Below are 17,317 nucleotides of genomic sequence, written 5' to 3'. Positions count from 1 at the left end.
ACCCCGGCCACCTCCCCACGTCCCCGCGAGGTCACCCATGTCGGCTTCTTTCCTTTCCCGCCCCTCCCGCCGCACCGTGCTCGCCGGGACGGCGGCCGCGGCGGCCCTCACCGCCGCCCCCGCCCTCCAGGGCCGCGCCCACGCCGCGGAACAGAGCACCCACGCCGCGGAACAGGAGCGGTCCGGCGCCCCCGCCTACCGTTGGCGCACCGCCGTCGTCGGCGGCACCGGCTTCGTGACGGGCGTCCTCTTCCACCCCGCCGTCCGAGGCCTCGCCTACGCCCGCACGGACATCGGCGGCGCGTACCGCTGGGACGACCGCACCGCCCGCTGGACCCCCCTCACCGACCACCTCGGCTGGGACGACTGGAACCTCCTCGGCGTCGAGGCCCTGGCCGTCGACCCGGCGCACCCGGACCGCCTCTACCTGGCCCTCGGCACCTACGCCCAGTCCTGGGCCGGCAACGGCGCGGTCCTGCGCTCCGAGGACCGCGGCGCCACCTGGACGCGCACCGACCTCACCGTGAAGCTCGGCGCCAACGAGGACGGCCGGGGCACGGGCGAGCGCCTCCTGGTGGACCCGCGCGACAGCGACACCCTCTGGCTGGGGACCCGGCACGACGGACTCCTCAAATCCACGGACCGGGGCGCCACCTGGAAGACGGCGGACACCTTCCCGGTCACCCCGAGCCCCACCGGGCAGGGCGTCACCCTCCTCGTCGCGGCCGGCCGCACCCTCTACGCCGGCTGGGGCGACTCCGACGGCGCGACGCCCAACCTCTTCCGGACCGCCGACGGCACCACCTGGGAGCCCGTCCCCGGACAGCCCGCCGGTACCGCCGCGAAGGTCCCGGTCCGGGCCGCGTACGACCGGCACGCGCGTGAGCTGTACGTGACGTACGCCGACGCCCCCGGCCCCAACGGACAGTCCGACGGCAGCGTGCACAAGCTGGCCACGGTCACCGGCAGGTGGACCGAGGTCACCCCGGTGAAGCCCGGCGGGACCACCGACGACGGCTCGTCGGACACCTTCGGCTACGGCGGGGCCGCCGTGGACGCCCGCCGCCCCGGCACCGTCGTCGTCTCCACCAACAACCGCTGGGCGGCCGTCGACACCCTGTACCGCAGCACCGACGGCGGCCGCACCTGGACCTCCCTCAAGGACACCGCCGTCCTCGACGTGTCGGAGACCCCCTACCTCAAGTGGGGAGAGGCGAAGCCCAAGTTCGGTTGGTGGATCCAGGCCGTCGCCGTCGACCCGTACGACTCGCGGCACCTCGTGTACGGCACCGGCGCGACCCTCTACGGCACCCGGGACATGAAGCACTGGGCCCCGCAGATCCGCGGCCTGGAGGAGACGTCCGTGCGCCAGTTGATCTCGCCCCCGACCGGGCGGGCGCACCTGATCAGCGGCTCCGGGGACATCGGCGTGCTGTACCACGACAGGCTCACCGCCTCGCCCTCCCGCGGCATGGCCACGAACCCCGTGACCGGCACGGCCACGGGACTGGCGATGGCCGCGGCCAGGCCGGCGTACGTCGTGCGCACCGGCTGGGGCGACCACGGCAACGGCGCCCGCTCCGACGACGGCGGGCGGACCTGGACGCCCTTCCCGGCCCAGCCCGCCCTCGGCAAGGACGCGCCGGGGCCGATCGCCGTCAACACCGACGGCAGCGTGCTGCTGTGGGTGTTCGTGCACTGGGACGGCACCAGGCACCCGGCCCACCGCTCCACCGACGACGGCGCCACCTGGTCCGAGGTCCCCTCCTTCCCCAAGGGCGCCACACCGGTCGCCGACCCGGCCGACCCCACGCGCTTCTACGCGTACGACACCGACACGGGGACGCTGTTCGCCAGCACCGACGGCGGCCTGACCTTCACCCCGCGCGCGAGCGGACTGCCCTCGGGAGACAGCCAGTTCGAGCTGGTCGCGGCGTCCGGCCGGTCCGGCGACCTGTGGCTGAGCACCAAGGGGAACGGGCTCCACCGGTCCACGGACGGCGGCGCGACCTTCTCGAAGGTCGCCGGCCCCCGGGCCTCGTACGCCCTCGGCTTCGGCAAGGCGGCCGACGGCGCCGCCTACCCGGCGGTCTACCTGGTCGGAGCCGTCGAGACGATCACCGCCGTGTACCGCTCCGACGACGAGGCGAAGAGCTGGGTGCGGATCAACGACGACGCCCACCAGTGGGGTTGGACCGGCGAGACGATCACCGGTGACCCACGGGTGTACGGCCGGGTCTACCTCGCCACCAACGGGCGCGGCGTCCAGTACGGGGAGCCCGTCTGATGCCCGGCCTGGACACGGTGACGAACGGCCGCATCCTCTTCGGCGGCGACTACAACCCCGAGCAGTGGCCCGAGGAGACGTGGCAGGAGGACGTCCGGCTGATGAAGGACGCCGGCGTCAACTCCGTCACCCTCGGCGTCTTCTCCTGGGCGAAGCTCGAACCTCGCCCGGAAACAAGGGAGTTCGGCTGGCTCGACCGGCTCATGGACCTGATGCACGCCCATGGCGTCGGCGTCGTCCTGGCCACCCCCACCGCCTCGCCGCCGCCCTGGATGGGCCACCTCCACCCGGACACGCTCCCCGTCGACCAGGACGGGCGCACCGAGTGGTGGGGCGGACGCCAGCACTTCTCGCACTCCAGCGCCACCTACCGCCGCCTCGCCGCCGCGATCACGGAGGACCTCGCCGCCCGCTACGGCGGCCACCCGGCCCTGACCATGTGGCACATCAACAACGAGTACTGCACCTACGACTGGGGCGACGAGGCCGCCGCCCGCTTCCGCCGCTGGCTCCAGGACCGGTACGGCACCCTCGACGCCCTCAACGAGGCATGGGGCACCGCCTTCTGGAGCCAGGGCTACGGCGACTGGGCCGAGGTCCACACGCCCCGTCACGCCCACTACCTGAAGAACCCCACCCAGGTGCTGGACTTCAAACGGTTCACCTCCGACATGCTCCTGGAGTGCTTCACCGCTGAGCGGGACATCGTCCGCCGGGCCACCCCGAACCTCCCCGTGACCAGCAACTTCATGCCGCTGTGGGCCGGCCAGGACGCCTGGCGCTGGGCGGCGGAGGAGGACGTCGTCTCCGTCGACCTCTACCCCGACCCGCGCGACCCGCTCGGCGCCCAGCACGGCGCCCTCGTCCAGGACATGACCCGCTCGCAGGCCCGCGGCCCCTGGATGCTGATGGAACAGGCGGCCGGACCCGTCAACTGGCGCGGGGTGAACCACCCCAAGCCGCGCGGCCTCAACCGCCTGTGGTCCCTGCAGGCCGTGGCCCGCGGCGCCGACGCCGTCTGCTACTTCCAGTGGCGCCAGTCCCGCCAGGGCGCGGAGAAGTTCCACTCCGGCATGGTCGGCCACGCGGGGGAGGAGGGCCGCACCTACCAGGAGGTCAGACGGCTCGGCGCCGACCTCGCCAGGATCTCCGCGCGGGTGACCGGCCGGCACAGTGTGAACGACATCGCGGTCCTGCACGACTGGCACGCCTGGTGGGCGAGTTCCCAGGAGGCCCGGCCCTCCGCGCACGTCGGGCACGCGGACGTCCTGCACGCCTGGCACCGCGCCCTGTGGGAGTCCCACCTCACCACCGACTTCGCCCACCCCGAACACGACCTCGGCGGATACAAGCTGGTCGTCGTCCCGCAGCTCTACCTCCTCACCGACACCGCGATCGACAACCTCCTCGCCTACGTCCGCGGCGGCGGCACCCTCGTCAGCGGCTTCCTGACCGGCGTCGCCGACGAGGACGACCGGATCCGCCCCGGCGGCATGGACGCCCGGCTGCGCGAGCTGTTCGGCATCCGCACCCTGCACGAGTGGTGGCCGCTGGACCCCGAGGAGCACGCCGTGTGCGACGGCTTCCGCGGCACCCTGTGGTCGGAGGAGATCGAGAAGACCGACGACGCCGTGGCGGAGGCCTCCTACCGGGGCGGAGACCTCGACGGCCTGCCCGCCGTGCTCCGCAAGGACCGCGCCTGGTACGTCTCGACACTCCCCGAACCCGACTCCCTGCGCGAACTGCTCGCCCGGATCGCGGCCGGCGCCGGGGCCGTCCCGGTGCTCGCGGACCTGCCCGACCGGGTCGAGGCCGTCCGCCGCGGTGACCTGCTGTTCCTGCTCAACCACGGGCGCGAGTCCGTGACCGTCGAGGTGCCGGGCACCCACCGGAACCTCCTGGCCGACGCCGACGCCGACGCCGACGCCGACACCGGTACCGGTACCGGTACCGACGCGGACGCCGAGGTGACGGACCGGGTCACCCTCGGCCGCTACGGCGTCGCGGTGCTCTCGTCATGACCGCCGGCCCCGTCCACGGCACCTGGGAGCCGCGCCCGGCCGCCCGCTGGGAGGACGGCTTCCTCAGCGGCAACGGCCACCACGGCGCCCTCGTGTTCGGTGATCCGGACGACGACCGCGTCGTCGTCACCCACCACACCCTCGTCCGCCCCAACGGCGCCGAACACGCCGCACCCCCGCGGCTCGCCGCCGGACTCCCCGACCTCCAGGACCGGCTGCTCGCCGGGGACCTCACGGCGGCCGAGGACTTCACCGACGGACGGCCTCTGCAGTGGGTGCAGCCCTTCCACCCCGCGTTCCAGATCCGGCTCCGGCGACCGGACGCCGACGCCCGCGACTATCGCCGTGACGTCGACTTCCGCACCGGCGAGGTCACCGCCGCCACCGCCGACTGGACCAGCCGCGTCCTCGTCTCCCGCGCGGACGACGTCGTCGTCCAGCACATCACCGCCCCGGCCCTCACCCTCGACATCACCCTGGACCACCGCCTCCCGAACGCGCCCGCCCGCCTGGGCGTGGGCCACGGCGCGCTCCTCACCCCGGAGGGCGCCGTCCTCAGCCTCCGCGCCCGCTACCCGGACAGCGACCGCGGGTACACCGGCGTCACCCTCGTCGCGGTGACCGGCGGCCGGCTCTCCCTCGCCGCCCCGGGCGCCCGCGTCGAGAGCGCCGACTCCGTCCTGCTCCTCACCCGCGTCCGCCGCCACACCGGCGACCTCGACGTCACCGAGGAGACCCGCTCCCTGCGCGCCGTCCTCGCCGGACGGACGTACGACGACCTCCTCGACCGCCACACGGCACTCCACCGCACCGCCTACGAGCGGGTCGCCCTCGACCTCGCAGCCGACCCGGACGAACGCACCCTGCCCGGCTCGGAGCTGCTCGCGCGCCCCGGCGGCACGGCGCTCCTGGAACGGCTCTTCGCGGCCGGCCGCTACCACCTCCTCAGCGCGAGCGGCCTCCTCCCGCCCCGCCTCACCGGCCTGTGGACCGGCGACTGGGACACGGCCTGGGCCGGCGCGTTCACCACCGACGCCAACCTCAACCTCCAGACGGCGTCGGCGGCGGCCGCCGCCCTGCCCGAGGTCACCGCGGCCCTCGCCGCCCTCGTCCACCGCCAGCGGGACGACTGGCGGGAGAACGCCCGCGCGATCTTCGGCGCCCGGGGGATCGTCGCCCCGCCGCACACCGACGGCGAGTCGGGACTGACCTACCACTTCAGCCGCGAGTACCCGCTCCACCTGTGGACGGCCGGCGCCGACTGGCTGCTCAAGCCGCTCGTCGACCACGACGAGACCCACGGCGGACAAGACCCCCGCACCGCCGCCGCGCTCGCCGAGACCGTCCTGTTCTACGAGGACTTCCTCACCCGCACCGACGCCGACGGCCACCTCGTCGTCGTCCCGTCCTACTCACCGGAGAACCGGCCCGCGGGCGGGAGCTGGGGCGCGATCAACGCGGCCATGGACCTCTCCGCCGCCCGGCACGCCCTGCGCACCGCCGCCGCCTACCACCCGGACGACGCGGCCCGCCTGCGGGCCCTCGCCGACCGGCTCCCGCCGCACCGCGTCAACGCCGACGGCGCCCTCGCCGAATGGGCCTGGCCCGGCCTCGGCGACACCTACGACCACCGCCACCTCAGCCACCTGTACGCCGTCTGGCCCCTCGACGAGATCAACCCCTACGACACGCCCGCGCTCGCGGCCGCCGCCCGCCGCGCGCTCGAACTGCGCGGACCCGAGAACGACTCCGCGCACGGCCACCTCCACCACGCGCTGATCGCGGCCCGGCTGCGCGACGGCCGGCGCGTCGGCGAGGCGCTCGCCCGGGTGCTGGAGGGCGACTTCTTCCACGCCTCCCTGATGAGCGCCCACTACCCCCGCCGCGACGTCTACAACGCGGACGCCGCCCACACCCTGCCCGCCGTCGTCATCGAGGCGCTCGTCCAGTCGACCCCCGACCGGCTGGTCCTGCTGCCCGCCCCCGTCCCCGCCCTCCCGGCGGGCGAACTGCGGGGCGTACGCACCCGGTTCGGCGCCGTCCTCGACCTCGCCTGGGGTCCCGGCGGAGCCCGCGCCGTCCTGCGCCCGCACCGCACGCACCGCATCGACGTCCTGACTTCCTCCGGCACGGAGCCGCTCGACCTCGTCGCCGGAGAGGACCACGTCCTCACCCTGGGGACGTGGTAGCTCCCCGCACATCCCCCCGCATCCCCCCACCCATGGAAGGGACACCATGGCACCTCGCATCCTCGGCAGGGTCACCAAGGCCCTGCTCGCTCCAGCCCTGGCGCTCGGCGCCACCGTCGGCCTCGCCGCCGCCCCCGCCCAGGCGGCCGTCTGGAACTCCTGCGACCAGTGGGGCAACACCGGCCTCAACGGCTACACCCTCTACAACAACATCTGGGGCTCCGGCGCCGGCAGCCAATGCGTCTGGGCCAACTCCGGCACCAACTGGGGCGTCTGGGCCGACCATCCCAACACCGGCGGCATCAAGTCCTACCCGAACGCCAAGAAGGTGATCAACAAGACGATCACCTCGCTCGGCTCCCTCACCAGCAGCTACAACGTCACCGTCCCGTCGTCCGGCGCCTACAACTCCTCGTACGACATCTGGGACACCGACTACGACTACGAGATCATGCTCTGGGTCAACAAGACCGGGGCCGTCGGACCCCTCGGCACCTCGCAGGGCACCGTGACGCTGGGCGGTCACACCTGGACCGTGTACAAGGGCAGCAACGGCGCCAACGAGGTGTTCTCGTTCATCCGCACCTCGAACTCGTCGTCCGGCACCGTGAACATCCTCCCGATCCTCAGGTGGATCAAGGACACCAAGGGCTGGATGGGCAACGAGACCATCGGCGACGTCCAGTTCGGCTTCGAGATCACCTCGTCCGCGGGCGGCCTGAACTTCCAGACCGACAACCTCACCGTCAGCAGCAGTTGACCGGACGGGGCGGCGCCGCACGGCACGCGTGAGCGGCCCCGCCCCGCCGGTGCGGCGCGGCCGGCCCCTCCTCCCTCCCCGGGACGGGACCGGCCGCGCTTCCTCGTCCGCCGCGACTACCCGGCCACGGGCAGCCGCGCCCCGTCCCGCAGGAACAGCGGGATCCGGTCCAGCGGTGCGTCGACCGTCACGGCCGAGCCGCCCTCGTACGTCTCACCCGTCCAGGCGTCCGTCCAGCGCGCGCCCGCCGGAAGGTAGGCCGTCCGGACCGTCGCGCCCGCCGTCAGCACCGGGGCGACCAGCAGGTCACGGCCGAGGAGGTAGGAGTCGTCGACGGACCAGGCCGCCCGGTCGTCGGGGAACTCCAGGAACAGCGGCCGCATCACCGGCAGCCCCTCCTCGTGCGCCTCCCGCATGACCTGGAGCACGTACGGCTTCAGCCGCTCGCGCAGCCGCAGGTACTTCTCCAGGACGGCCCCGGCCTCCTCGCCGTACGACCACACCTCGTTGGGGCCGCCGGTCATCTCCGGGCCCAGCGGCATGCCCGGGTCGCGGAAGCCGTGCAGGCGCATCAGCGGGGACAGCGCGCCGAACTGGAACCAGCGGACCATCACCTCGCGGTACTCCGGGTCGTCCGGGTCGCCGCCGTGGAAGCCGCCGATGTCGGTGTTCCACCACGGGATGCCCGACAGGGCGGTGTTGAGGCCCGCCGCGATCTGCCGGCGCAGGGTCGCGAAGTCGGTGCCGATGTCACCCGACCACAGGGCGGCGCCGTAGCGCTGACTTCCCGCCCACGCCGAGCGGTTGAGGGTGATGATCTCGTCGTCGCCGCAGCCGGACGCGCGCAGGCCCTCGTAGAAGGTCCGGGCGTTCTCGGCCGGGTACATGTTGCCGACCTCCAGGCCCGGCCCCGCCCAGTACCGCAGGTTCTCCGGGAAGCCCGGCTTCAGCTCCGGCTCGCAGGCGTCCAGCCAGAACGCCGTGATCCCGTAGGGGGCGAGGTAGTTGTCGCGGATCCGTGACCACACGAACTCCCGGGCGTCGGGGTTGGTGGCGTCGTAGAAGGCGACCTGGACCGGGGTGGCGACCTCCTTGTCCGGCCAGTCGGCGTGCGCCATCGGGCCGTACTGGGTGCCGATGAAGTAGCCGCGCTGCTCCATCACCGGATGGTTCTCCGACAGCGGGGACACCGACGGCCAGACGCTCACCACCAGCTTGACGCCCAGCTCGTCCAGTTCGCGGACCATCGCGGCCGGGTCCGGCCATTCCTTCGGGTCGAACTTCCACTCGCCCAGGTGCGTCCAGTGGAAGAAGTCGCACACGATGACGTCCAGGGGCAGCCCGCGCCGCTTGTACTCCCGTGCCACGGCCAGGAGTTCGTCCTGGGTGCGGTAGCGCAGCTTGCACTGCCAGAAGCCGGCCGCCCACTCCGGCAGCATCGGCGTACGGCCCGTCACCGCGCTGTAGCGGCGCTGGGCGTCGGCCGGTGTGCCCGCGGTGACCCAGTAGTCGATCTGGCGGGCCGAGTCGGCCACCCAGCGGGTGCCGTTGTGCGCCAGCTCCACCCGTCCGATCGCCGGGTTGTTCCACAGCAGGGTGTAGCCCCGGCTGGAGGTGAGCACCGGGATGCCGACCTCGGCGTTGCGCTGGACCAGGTCCAGCACCAGTCCTTTCTGGTCGAGCCGCCCGTGCTGGTGCTGACCCAGGCCGTAGAGCTTCTCGTCGTCGTAGGCGGCGAACCGCTGCTCCAGACGGTGGTGGCCGTTGCCCACGGCCGTGTAGAGCCGCGGGCCGGGCCACCAGAAATGGGCGCGCTCCTCGGCCAGCAGCTCCCGGTCGTCGGAGCTGTCCAGGAACCGGACCAGCCCTTCGGCGTCCACCTCGACGGTGAGTGCGCCGACCGTCAGCCGGCCCCGCCCGTCCTCGATCTCGACCGTGGAGGAGGCCGGCGGCGCCTCGTCGAGCAGCGCGCCGGGCAGACCGTCGAGGACGGGACCGCCGAGCCGCGCACGGACCCGGACCCCGTCCGGACCCCACGGCTCGACACGGACGGTCTCCTGGCGGCCGCTCCACTCCAGCGCACCGTCCCGCTCGCGGAAGGTGCCGACGGTGGGAGACGACTGCGCCAGGCTGACCTGGGGCTGGTTTTCGGCAGGCTGATTCACGTGGCGTGCTCCTGTGCTCCTGGAGGAGTGAGTCATGGAGGAGGAAGAGGCATGGGGGTGCCACGGACGCGGCACCGGTGCGGCTCGGGGACGTGCGGGGACGTGCAGGTCGGGCGGGACGTCGGGAACGAGCGGGGGACGTGCGGGTCGGGCGGGGACGTGCGGGGTGGTGCGGCCGTCCGGTCAGGAAGCGGCCGGCGCGGGGCCCGAACTCGCACGGACCGTCAGCTCCGGGGCGAGCAGCATCACGTCGTCGTCACCCCGGCCGTCGAGCTTGGCCACCAGCTGCTCCACGGCCCGCCGCCCCATCTCCTGCGCGGGGATGGCGACCGACGTCAGCCGCACCGACGCCTGCACGGCCACCTGGTCGGGGCAGATGGCGACCACCGACACGTCCTCGGGCACGGCCCGGCCCTGCTGGCGCAGCAGCGCGAGCAGCGGCTCGACCGCCGACTCGTTCTGCACGACGAAGCCGGTGGTGCCGGGCCGCTCGTCGAGGATCCGGGCCAGCGTCACCGCCATGGCGTCGTACCCGTTCTCGCAGGGGCGGTGCAGCACGCGCAGACCCAGTTCCTTCGCGCGGGACCGGAGCCCTTCGAGGGTGCGCTCGGCGAAACCGGTGTGCCGCTCGTACACCGCGGGCGCCTCGCCGATGACGGCGAGGTCGCGGTGCCCGAACGTCGCCAGGTGCTCCACGCACAGCGCGCCGGTCGCGCTCCAGTCGAGGTCCACACAGGTCAGGCCCGTGGTGTCGGCGGGCAGCCCGATCAGGACCGACGGCTGGTCGGTGCCGCGCAGCAGCGGCAGCCGCTCGTCGTCGAGCTGGACGTCCATCAGGATCATCGCGTCGGCGAGTCCGCTGCCGGTGACCCGGCGCACCGCGTCGGGACCCTCCTCGCCGGTGAGCAGCAGGACGTCGTAGCCGTGCGTACGCGCCGTGGTGGCGACCGCGATGGCGATCTCCATCATCACCGGCACGTACATGTCGGTGCGCAGCGGGATCATCAGCGCGATGATGTTCGACCGGCTGCTGGCCAGGGCCCGCGCGCCCGCGTTCGGGTGGTAGCCGAGCTGGCGGATGCTCTGCTCCACCCGCTCCCGGGTGGTCGCGGAGATGGACCGCTTGCCGCTGAGGACATAGCTCACCGTGCTCGCCGAGACTCCGGCGTGCTGGGCGACCTCGGCGAGGGTGACCATCCAGCTCTCCAAGATGTGTGAAGCGCTTCGACAGTGCGCAAGGGGAACAAGGGCGAGTGAGGGTGCTTTGACAGTAGCTCTAGCGGGAGTGGGTGTCCATAGGTTGTCGAAGCGCTTCGACAGGGTTTCTCCGGCGTTTCCCCGGCACGGTCCGGCGGGCCGGATTCCGCGGGCCGCGGCAACCTTGCGTGCCCGCTGCGACCACTGGGAGGACGTACAGGAACCGTCCCCCCGGAAGGACCCCCGATGCAACACCGCAGACCCCGTCTCTCCCGGACGGCGAAGGGCCTCGTCGCCGCCGCGGTCGCCCTCGCGGCCGCCGCCGGCGTCACCGTCGCCCAGGCGGGCGAGTCGAGCAGGAAGTGCACGGCGTTCGACACCGTCACGCTCGGCAAGTACTACGTGAACAACAACCTCTGGAACCAGGGGAAGGCCGTCGGCAGCCAGTGCGTCTGGGACAACTCCCGGACGGGCTCGACCGTGTCCTGGGGGACGGACTACGACTGGGCCAACAGTGCCACCGGCAAGGACTACGACGTGAAGTCCTACGCCAGCACCGTCCTCGGCTGGCACTGGGGCTGGAAGGTCGACAAGGCGAAGACCGGACTGCCGATCCGGGTCGGCGACCGCAAGAAGGTGACCGTGAGCTGGGACTTCTCCGTCTCCGCGAACCCCGGTGTCATGAACGTCGCCCACGACCTGTGGCTGCACGACAAGAACACCGCGGACTGGCAGGACCAGCCCACCGACGAGGTCATGATCTGGCTCAACCGCCAGGGCGGCGCGGGCCCGCTGGGCACCAAGTACGGCAGCGTCAGCCTGGGCGGCGCCATGTGGGACCTGTACCGGGGCGACATCGGCTGGAACGTCTACTCCTTCGTCCGCCGCACCAACACCACCAAGGCCACGCTGAACCTCGACGACTTCACCCAGGCACTCGTCCGGCGCAAGCTCCTCGGCAACGACAAGTACGTCTCCGGCATCGAGTCCGGGACCGAGGTCTTCAAGGGCAAGGGCCGTCTGGACACGAAGTCGTACACGGTCACCATCGGCTGACCGGACGCGCGAGGGGTGGTGGGTTCGCCCCGGATCGGGTACCAACGATCGGGTAGCACCCATCGGTAACCGATGTGGTCCGAGATCCCGATTCGCGGCGAGGTGAGCCTCATGTCCGCACCACCCCTCAAGAAGCCCGTCGTCACCGAACGTGAGGCCCGACAGGTGGCGGAGGCCGCCCGGGAACAGGACTGGCGCAAGCCCAGCTTCGCCAAGGAACTGTTCCTGGGCCGTTTCCGCCTCGACCTCATCCACCCCCACCCCCTCCCCGCCGACGAGGCCGTACGCCGCGGCGAGCGGTTCCTGGCCGAGCTCCGCGAGTTCTGCGAGACGCGGATCGACGGCGCCCTCATCGAGCGCGAGGCACGCATCCCCGACGAGGTCGTGGCCGGCCTCAAGGAACTCGGCGCCCTCGGCATGAAGATCGACCCCGAGTACGGCGGGCTCGGCCTGACCCAGGTGTACTACAACAAGGCACTGGCCCTGGTCGGCTCGGTCAGCCCGGCGGTCGGCGTGCTGCTCTCGGCACACCAGTCGATCGGCGTGCCGCAGCCTCTGAAGCTGTTCGGCACCGACGAGCAGAAGCAGCGGTTCCTGCCGCGCTGCGCCCGCACCGACATCAGCGCCTTCCTCCTCACCGAGCCGGACGTCGGCTCCGACCCGGCCCGCCTCGCCACCAGCGCCGTACCCGAAGGGGACGACTACGTCCTCGACGGCGTGAAGCTGTGGACCACCAACGGCGTCGTCGCCGACCTGCTGGTCGTCATGGCCCGGGTGCCCAGGAGCGAGGGCCACCCGGGCGGCATCACCGCCTTCGTCGTGGAGGCGGACTCGCCCGGCATCACCGTGGAGAACCGCAACTCCTTCATGGGACTGCGCGGCATCGAGAACGGCGTCACCCGCTTCCACCGGGTCCGCGTCCCCGCCGCGAACCGCATCGGCCCCGAGGGCGCCGGTCTGAAGATCGCGCTGACCACCCTCAACACCGGCCGCCTGTCGCTGCCCGCCTCCTGTGTGGCGGCCGGCAAGTGGAGCCTGAAGATCGCCCGCGAGTGGTCGGCGGCCCGCGAGCAGTGGGGCAGGCCCATCGCCGGCCACGAGGCGGTCGGGGCGAAGATCTCCTTCATCGCGGCGACGACCTTCGCCCTGGAGGCCGTGCTCGACCTGTCCTCGCAGATGGCCGACGAGAACCGCAACGACATCCGCATCGAGGGCGCCCTGGCCAAACTCTTCGCCTCCGAGATGGGCTGGCGGACGGCCGACGAACTGGTCCAGATCCGCGGCGGCCGCGGCTTCGAGACCGCCGACTCCCTCGCCGCCCGCGGCGAGCGGGCGGTCCCCGCCGAACAGGTCCTGCGCGACCTGCGCATCAACCGCATCTTCGAGGGCTCGACGGAGATCATGCACCTGCTGATCGCCCGCGAGGCCGTCGACGCCCACCTCTCGGTCGCCGGCGACCTCATCGATCCCGACAAGACCCTCCAGGACAAGGCGAGGGCGGGTGCCAACGCGGGCGTCTTCTACGCCAGGTGGCTGCCGAAGCTGATCGCGGGGCCCGGTCAACTCCCGAACTCCTTCACCGAGTTCAAGCACGAAGTCGACCTCTCCCCGCACCTGCGGTACGTCGAGCGGCACGCCCGCAAGCTGGCCCGCTCCACCTTCTACGCCATGTCCCGCTGGCAGGGCCGCATGGAGACCAAGCAGAACTTCCTCGGCCGGATCGTCGACATCGGCGCCGAACTGTTCGCGATGAGCGCGGCCTGCGTGCGCGCCGAGCTGCTGCGTTCCCGCGGCGAGCACGGTCGCGAGGCCTACCAGCTCGCCGACGTGTTCTGCCGCCAGTCCCGCATCCGCGTCGAGGAACTCTTCACCCGCCTGTGGTCCAACACCGACGCCCTCGACCGCAAGGTCGTCGAGGGCGTCCTGTCGGGCACCTACGAGTGGCTGGAGCACGGCATCGTCGACCCGTCGGGCGAGGGCCCGTGGATCGCCGACACGACGCCCGGGCCCAGCGCGCGGGAGAACGTCCACCGCCCCGTCAGGTGACGGCCCGAGGGGCGGCGGAGCGCGGGTGCCTCAGCAGTACGTGTATCCGCTGCCCCTCGAGGACCACGAGCAGGAGTCGACCTTCGCGCCGCTCGCCCTGTAGAGCTTCGCGGTGTCGCCGGTGTTGTTCCAGACGTACCAGGAGCGGCCCCAGTACTTGTCGGTCCCGGTGTTGGTCCCCTTGCCGGTGTGCACCTTCTTGGAGCTGCCGGCCGCGATCCGCACGTCGCCGAAGGTGTACGTGTAGCCCGTGACGTCCTTGATCTTCCAGCCCTTGAGCGAGACCGTCGACGAGGTCGAGTTCTTGATCTTGACCCACTCGCCGTTGAGGCTCGTGTTCGAGCCGCCGTCCGAGCCGGGGCTGTCGTAGTACACCTGGTGGATGTGCACGGACCCGGCGGCCTGGGCCGGAGAGCTGAGCAGCGTGCCGGTGATGACGGCGGCACCCGCGAGCGCGGGCAGGGCGGCGCGTATGCGCATGGAGAATCCCCCCAAGGATGTCGTCCGACGGCGGCCGGTCGTCCACCGGCCGAACTGAAGTGTTATCACACGATCTTCACTCGTTCTTCACGGCGGGGAATCTGCCTCCGACGGGCGCAGAGAGCGACCAGGCACCCGCACGAAGGACGTGCTGTCCTCACGGAGGGCCGATGCGGCCACAATGGGGGGATGAGTGACAGTCCAGCTCCCCTCGCCGACCCCCACCTCGTCTACGACCCCGTGGCGGGCGACGGCCCGAAGGACGTGGTGATCCTCGGCTCCACGGGCTCGATCGGCACCCAGGCCATCGATCTCGTGCTGCGCAACCCCGACCGGTTCCGGGTCACCGGCCTCTCCGCCAACGGCGGACGCGTCGCCCTCCTCGCCGAACAGGCGCACCGGCTCAGGGCCAGGACCGTCGCGGTGGCCCGCGAGGACGTCGTACCGGAGCTGCGCGAGGCGCTCACCGCGCGGTACGGCGTCGGCGAGCCGCTCCCCGAGATCCTCGCCGGACCGGACGCGGCCACCCGGCTCGCCGCCTCCGACAGCCACACCGTGCTGAACGGCATCACCGGCTCCATCGGCCTCGCGCCCACCCTCGCCGCCCTGGAGGCGGGCCGCACCCTCGCGCTCGCCAACAAGGAGTCGCTCATCGTCGGCGGCCCGCTGGTGAAGGCGCTCGCCAAGCCCGGCCAGATCATCCCGGTCGACTCCGAGCACGCGGCGCTGTTCCAGGCCCTCGCGGCCGGCACCCGCGCCGACGTCCGCAAGCTCGTCGTCACCGCCTCCGGCGGTCCCTTCCGCGGCCGTACCAAGGACCAGCTGGCCCACGTCACCGTCGAGGACGCCCTCGCGCACCCCACCTGGGCCATGGGCCCGGTCATCACGATCAACTCGGCGACCCTCGTCAACAAGGGCCTGGAAGTCATCGAGGCGCACCTCCTCTACGACATTCCCTTCTCCCGCATTGAGGTGGTCGTGCATCCGCAGTCGTATGTCCACTCGATGGTTGAGTTCACGGACGGATCGACACTGGCGCAGGCGACGCCCCCCGACATGCGCGGGCCCATCGCCATCGGCCTCGGCTGGCCCGAACGGGTTCCCGACGCGGCGCCCGCCTTCGACTGGAGCAAGGCGTCGACGTGGGAGTTCTTCCCGCTCGACGACGACGCCTTCCCCTCCGTGAACCTCGCCCGGCACGTCGGCGAGCTCGCGGGGACGGCCCCGGCGGTGTTCAATGCCGCCAACGAGGAGTGCGTGGAGGCGTTCCGCAAGGGCGCGCTGCCGTTCAACGGGATCATGGAGACCGTGACGAGGGTCGTCGAGGAACACGGCACCCCGCGCGCGGGAACCTCGCTCACCGTGCCGGACGTCCTCGAAGCGGAGACCTGGGCGCGCGCCCGGGCCCGGGAACTGACGGCACAGACGGCGGAGGCCCGTGCATGACGACCCTGATGTTCATCCTCGGCATAGTGGTCTTCGCGTTCGGCCTGCTGGTGTCGATCGCCTGGCACGAGCTGGGGCACCTGTCCACCGCCAAGCTCTTCGGCATCCGCGTCCCGCAGTACATGGTCGGCTTCGGCCCGACCATCTGGTCCCGCCACAAGGGCGAGACCGAGTACGGCGTCAAGGCGATCCCGTTCGGCGGCTACATCCGCATGATCGGCATGTTCCCGCCGGGTGACGACGGCCGCGTCACGGCCCGCTCCACCTCGCCCTGGCGCGGCATGATCGAGGACGCCCGCTCGGCGGCGTACGAGGAACTCCGGCCCGGCGACGAGACGCGCATGTTCTACACGCGCAAGCCGTGGAAACGGGTCATCGTGATGTTCGCGGGCCCCTTCATGAACCTGATCCTCGCGGTCGCCCTCTTCCTCACCGTCCTGATGGGCTTCGGCATCCAGCAGCAGACCACGTCCGTCGCCTCCGTCTCGCCCTGCGTCATCGCCCAGAGCGAGAACCGCGACACCTGCGAGAAGGGCGACCCCGCCTCGCCGGCGGCGGCCGCCGGCATGCAGAAGGGCGACAGGATCGTCTCCTTCGCCGGCCGGCCCACCGAGGACTGGGACACCCTCTCCGACCTCATCCGGGTCAGCGCCGGCAAAGAGGTCGCGATCGTCGTGGACCGGGACGGCCGCGAACTCACCCTGAACGCGAAGATCGCCACCAACCAGGTCGCGAAGAAGGACGCCAACGGCTCCTACGTCCAGGGCGAGTACGTCAAGGCGGGCTTCCTCGGCTTCAGCGCGGCCACCGGAGTCGTCAAACAGGACTTCGGCGAGTCCACGACCTGGATGACCGAACGGGTGGGTGACGCCGTCGACTCCCTCGCCGCCCTGCCCTCCAAGATCCCCGCCCTGTGGGACGCGGCCTTCGGCGACGGCCCCCGCGAACCCGACTCCCCGATGGGCGTCGTCGGCGCGGCACGGGTCGGCGGAGAGATCGCCACCCTCGACATCCCGGCCTCCCAGCAGCTCGCGATGTTCGTGATGCTGCTCGCCGGCTTCAACCTCTCCCTGTTCCTGTTCAACATGCTCCCGCTGCTGCCGCTCGACGGCGGCCACATCGCGGGCGCCCTGTGGGAGTCGCTGCGCCGCAACCTCGCCAAGGTGCTGCGCCGCCCCGACCCCGGCCCCTTCGACGTGGCGAAGCTGATGCCGGTGGCCTACGTGGTGGCCGGGATCTTCATCTGCTTCACCGTCCTGGTGCTGATCGCGGACGTCGTCAACCCGGTCAAGATCTCCTAGCCGCACGGCGTTCGGGCGGCCCGGCACGCTCTGTGCCGGGCCGCCTTCCCGTGAGCGGGTTCGACGGCCGGTGGGGGTGGCCCCGGCGGGGTGTTCCGAGAGCGGGGGAGTGCCCGCGCAGCGGCGCCCGTGCCGTAATCTCGAACCCGGGAGCCCGCCACCGACGGGACCTGGACCTTGATCCACGACTTGGGGTTGCACAGCAGATGACTGCGATTTCTCTCGGCATGCCGTCCGTTCCGACCAAGCTCGCCGAGCGCCGCAAGAGCCGGCAGATCCAGGTCGGGTCCGTGGCGGTGGGCGGGGACGCTCCCGTCTCCGTCCAGTCGATGACGACGACGCGTACGTCGGACGTCGGTGCGACGTTGC

12 protein-coding genes are annotated in these 17,317 nt (G+C 71.9%); 9 read left to right on the top strand and 3 right to left on the bottom strand.

Translation table 11 applies throughout. The features are described from left to right. The first annotated feature begins 37 nt into the window (after positions 1-37). The 4 genes from AB0N31_RS20465 to AB0N31_RS20450 are packed head-to-tail and all read left to right on the top strand — an operon-like array spanning position 38 to position 7,257. A complete protein-coding gene (locus tag AB0N31_RS20465) occupies positions 38-2,287 on the top strand; it encodes a 1,4-beta-glucanase (RefSeq protein ID WP_366059791.1) in 2,250 nt (749 codons plus the stop codon). Beyond that, positions 2,287-4,308 carry a beta-galactosidase gene (locus AB0N31_RS20460; RefSeq protein ID WP_366059790.1) on the top strand — a complete coding sequence of 674 codons (2,022 nt, stop codon included), beginning with the start codon at positions 2,287-2,289 and terminating at the stop codon, positions 4,306-4,308. The genes AB0N31_RS20465 and AB0N31_RS20460 overlap by 1 nt, the downstream gene beginning before the upstream one ends. Then, on the top strand, positions 4,305-6,497 hold the full coding sequence (locus AB0N31_RS20455) for a glycoside hydrolase N-terminal domain-containing protein (protein WP_366059789.1): 2,193 nt from the start codon (positions 4,305-4,307) through the stop codon (positions 6,495-6,497). Before AB0N31_RS20460 ends, AB0N31_RS20455 begins: the two co-directional genes overlap by 4 nt. 46 nt (positions 6,498-6,543) lie before the next feature. Further along, positions 6,544-7,257, top strand: coding sequence for a hypothetical protein (locus AB0N31_RS20450; protein ID WP_366059788.1), 714 nt, complete (start codon positions 6,544-6,546; stop codon positions 7,255-7,257). A gap of 116 nt (positions 7,258-7,373) precedes the next feature. On the opposite strand, the gene AB0N31_RS20445 is transcribed toward AB0N31_RS20450, so the two are convergent. Together AB0N31_RS20445 and AB0N31_RS20440 are read right to left on the bottom strand one after the other, a co-directional pair. Next, positions 7,374-9,422, bottom strand: coding sequence for a glycoside hydrolase family 31 protein (locus AB0N31_RS20445; protein ID WP_366059787.1), 2,049 nt, complete (start codon positions 9,420-9,422; stop codon positions 7,374-7,376). Positions 9,423-9,605: 183 nt separating this feature from the next. After that, positions 9,606-10,619 (bottom strand): LacI family DNA-binding transcriptional regulator, encoded by a 1,014-nt coding sequence (locus tag AB0N31_RS20440; RefSeq protein ID WP_366059786.1) that lies wholly within the window; start codon positions 10,617-10,619, stop codon positions 9,606-9,608. Between the two features lie 246 nt (positions 10,620-10,865). Here AB0N31_RS20440 and AB0N31_RS20435 point away from each other — a divergent pair, with 246 nt between their 5' ends. Then, the gene (locus AB0N31_RS20435; RefSeq protein ID WP_366059785.1) at positions 10,866-11,675 is read left to right on the top strand and encodes an endo-1,4-beta-glucanase; all 810 of its coding nucleotides are present in this window, start codon (positions 10,866-10,868) and stop codon (positions 11,673-11,675) included. A 111-nt stretch (positions 11,676-11,786) separates the two neighbouring features. Beyond that, positions 11,787-13,721: an acyl-CoA dehydrogenase family protein gene (locus AB0N31_RS20430; protein ID WP_366059784.1), complete on the top strand. Its 1,935-nt coding sequence runs from the start codon at positions 11,787-11,789 to the stop codon at positions 13,719-13,721. Between the two features lie 30 nt (positions 13,722-13,751). On the opposite strand, the gene AB0N31_RS20425 is transcribed toward AB0N31_RS20430, so the two are convergent. After that, positions 13,752-14,201: a lamin tail domain-containing protein gene (locus tag AB0N31_RS20425; RefSeq protein WP_366059783.1), complete on the bottom strand. Its 450-nt coding sequence runs from the start codon at positions 14,199-14,201 to the stop codon at positions 13,752-13,754. Positions 14,202-14,390: 189 nt separating this feature from the next. On the opposite strand from AB0N31_RS20425, the gene dxr reads away from it, so the two are divergent. The 3 genes from dxr to AB0N31_RS20410 form a co-directional block, all read left to right on the top strand. Beyond that, on the top strand, positions 14,391-15,647 hold the full coding sequence (dxr, locus tag AB0N31_RS20420; RefSeq protein WP_366059782.1) for a 1-deoxy-D-xylulose-5-phosphate reductoisomerase: 1,257 nt from the start codon (positions 14,391-14,393) through the stop codon (positions 15,645-15,647). Next, positions 15,644-16,948 carry a site-2 protease family protein gene (locus AB0N31_RS20415; RefSeq protein ID WP_366059781.1) on the top strand — a complete coding sequence of 435 codons (1,305 nt, stop codon included), beginning with the start codon at positions 15,644-15,646 and terminating at the stop codon, positions 16,946-16,948. Before dxr ends, AB0N31_RS20415 begins: the two co-directional genes overlap by 4 nt. 206 nt (positions 16,949-17,154) lie before the next feature. Further along, the coding region (locus tag AB0N31_RS20410; RefSeq protein WP_356860538.1) for a flavodoxin-dependent (E)-4-hydroxy-3-methylbut-2-enyl-diphosphate synthase at positions 17,155-17,317 on the top strand (163 nt) is incomplete at its 3' end.

The organism is Streptomyces sp. NPDC051051 (genome assembly GCF_040682975.1).
Classification (GTDB): Bacteria; Actinomycetota; Actinomycetes; order Streptomycetales; family Streptomycetaceae; genus Streptomyces.
The sequence above is the reverse complement of the archived record's forward strand: the minus strand, read 5'-3'. Positions and strand labels throughout refer to the sequence as shown.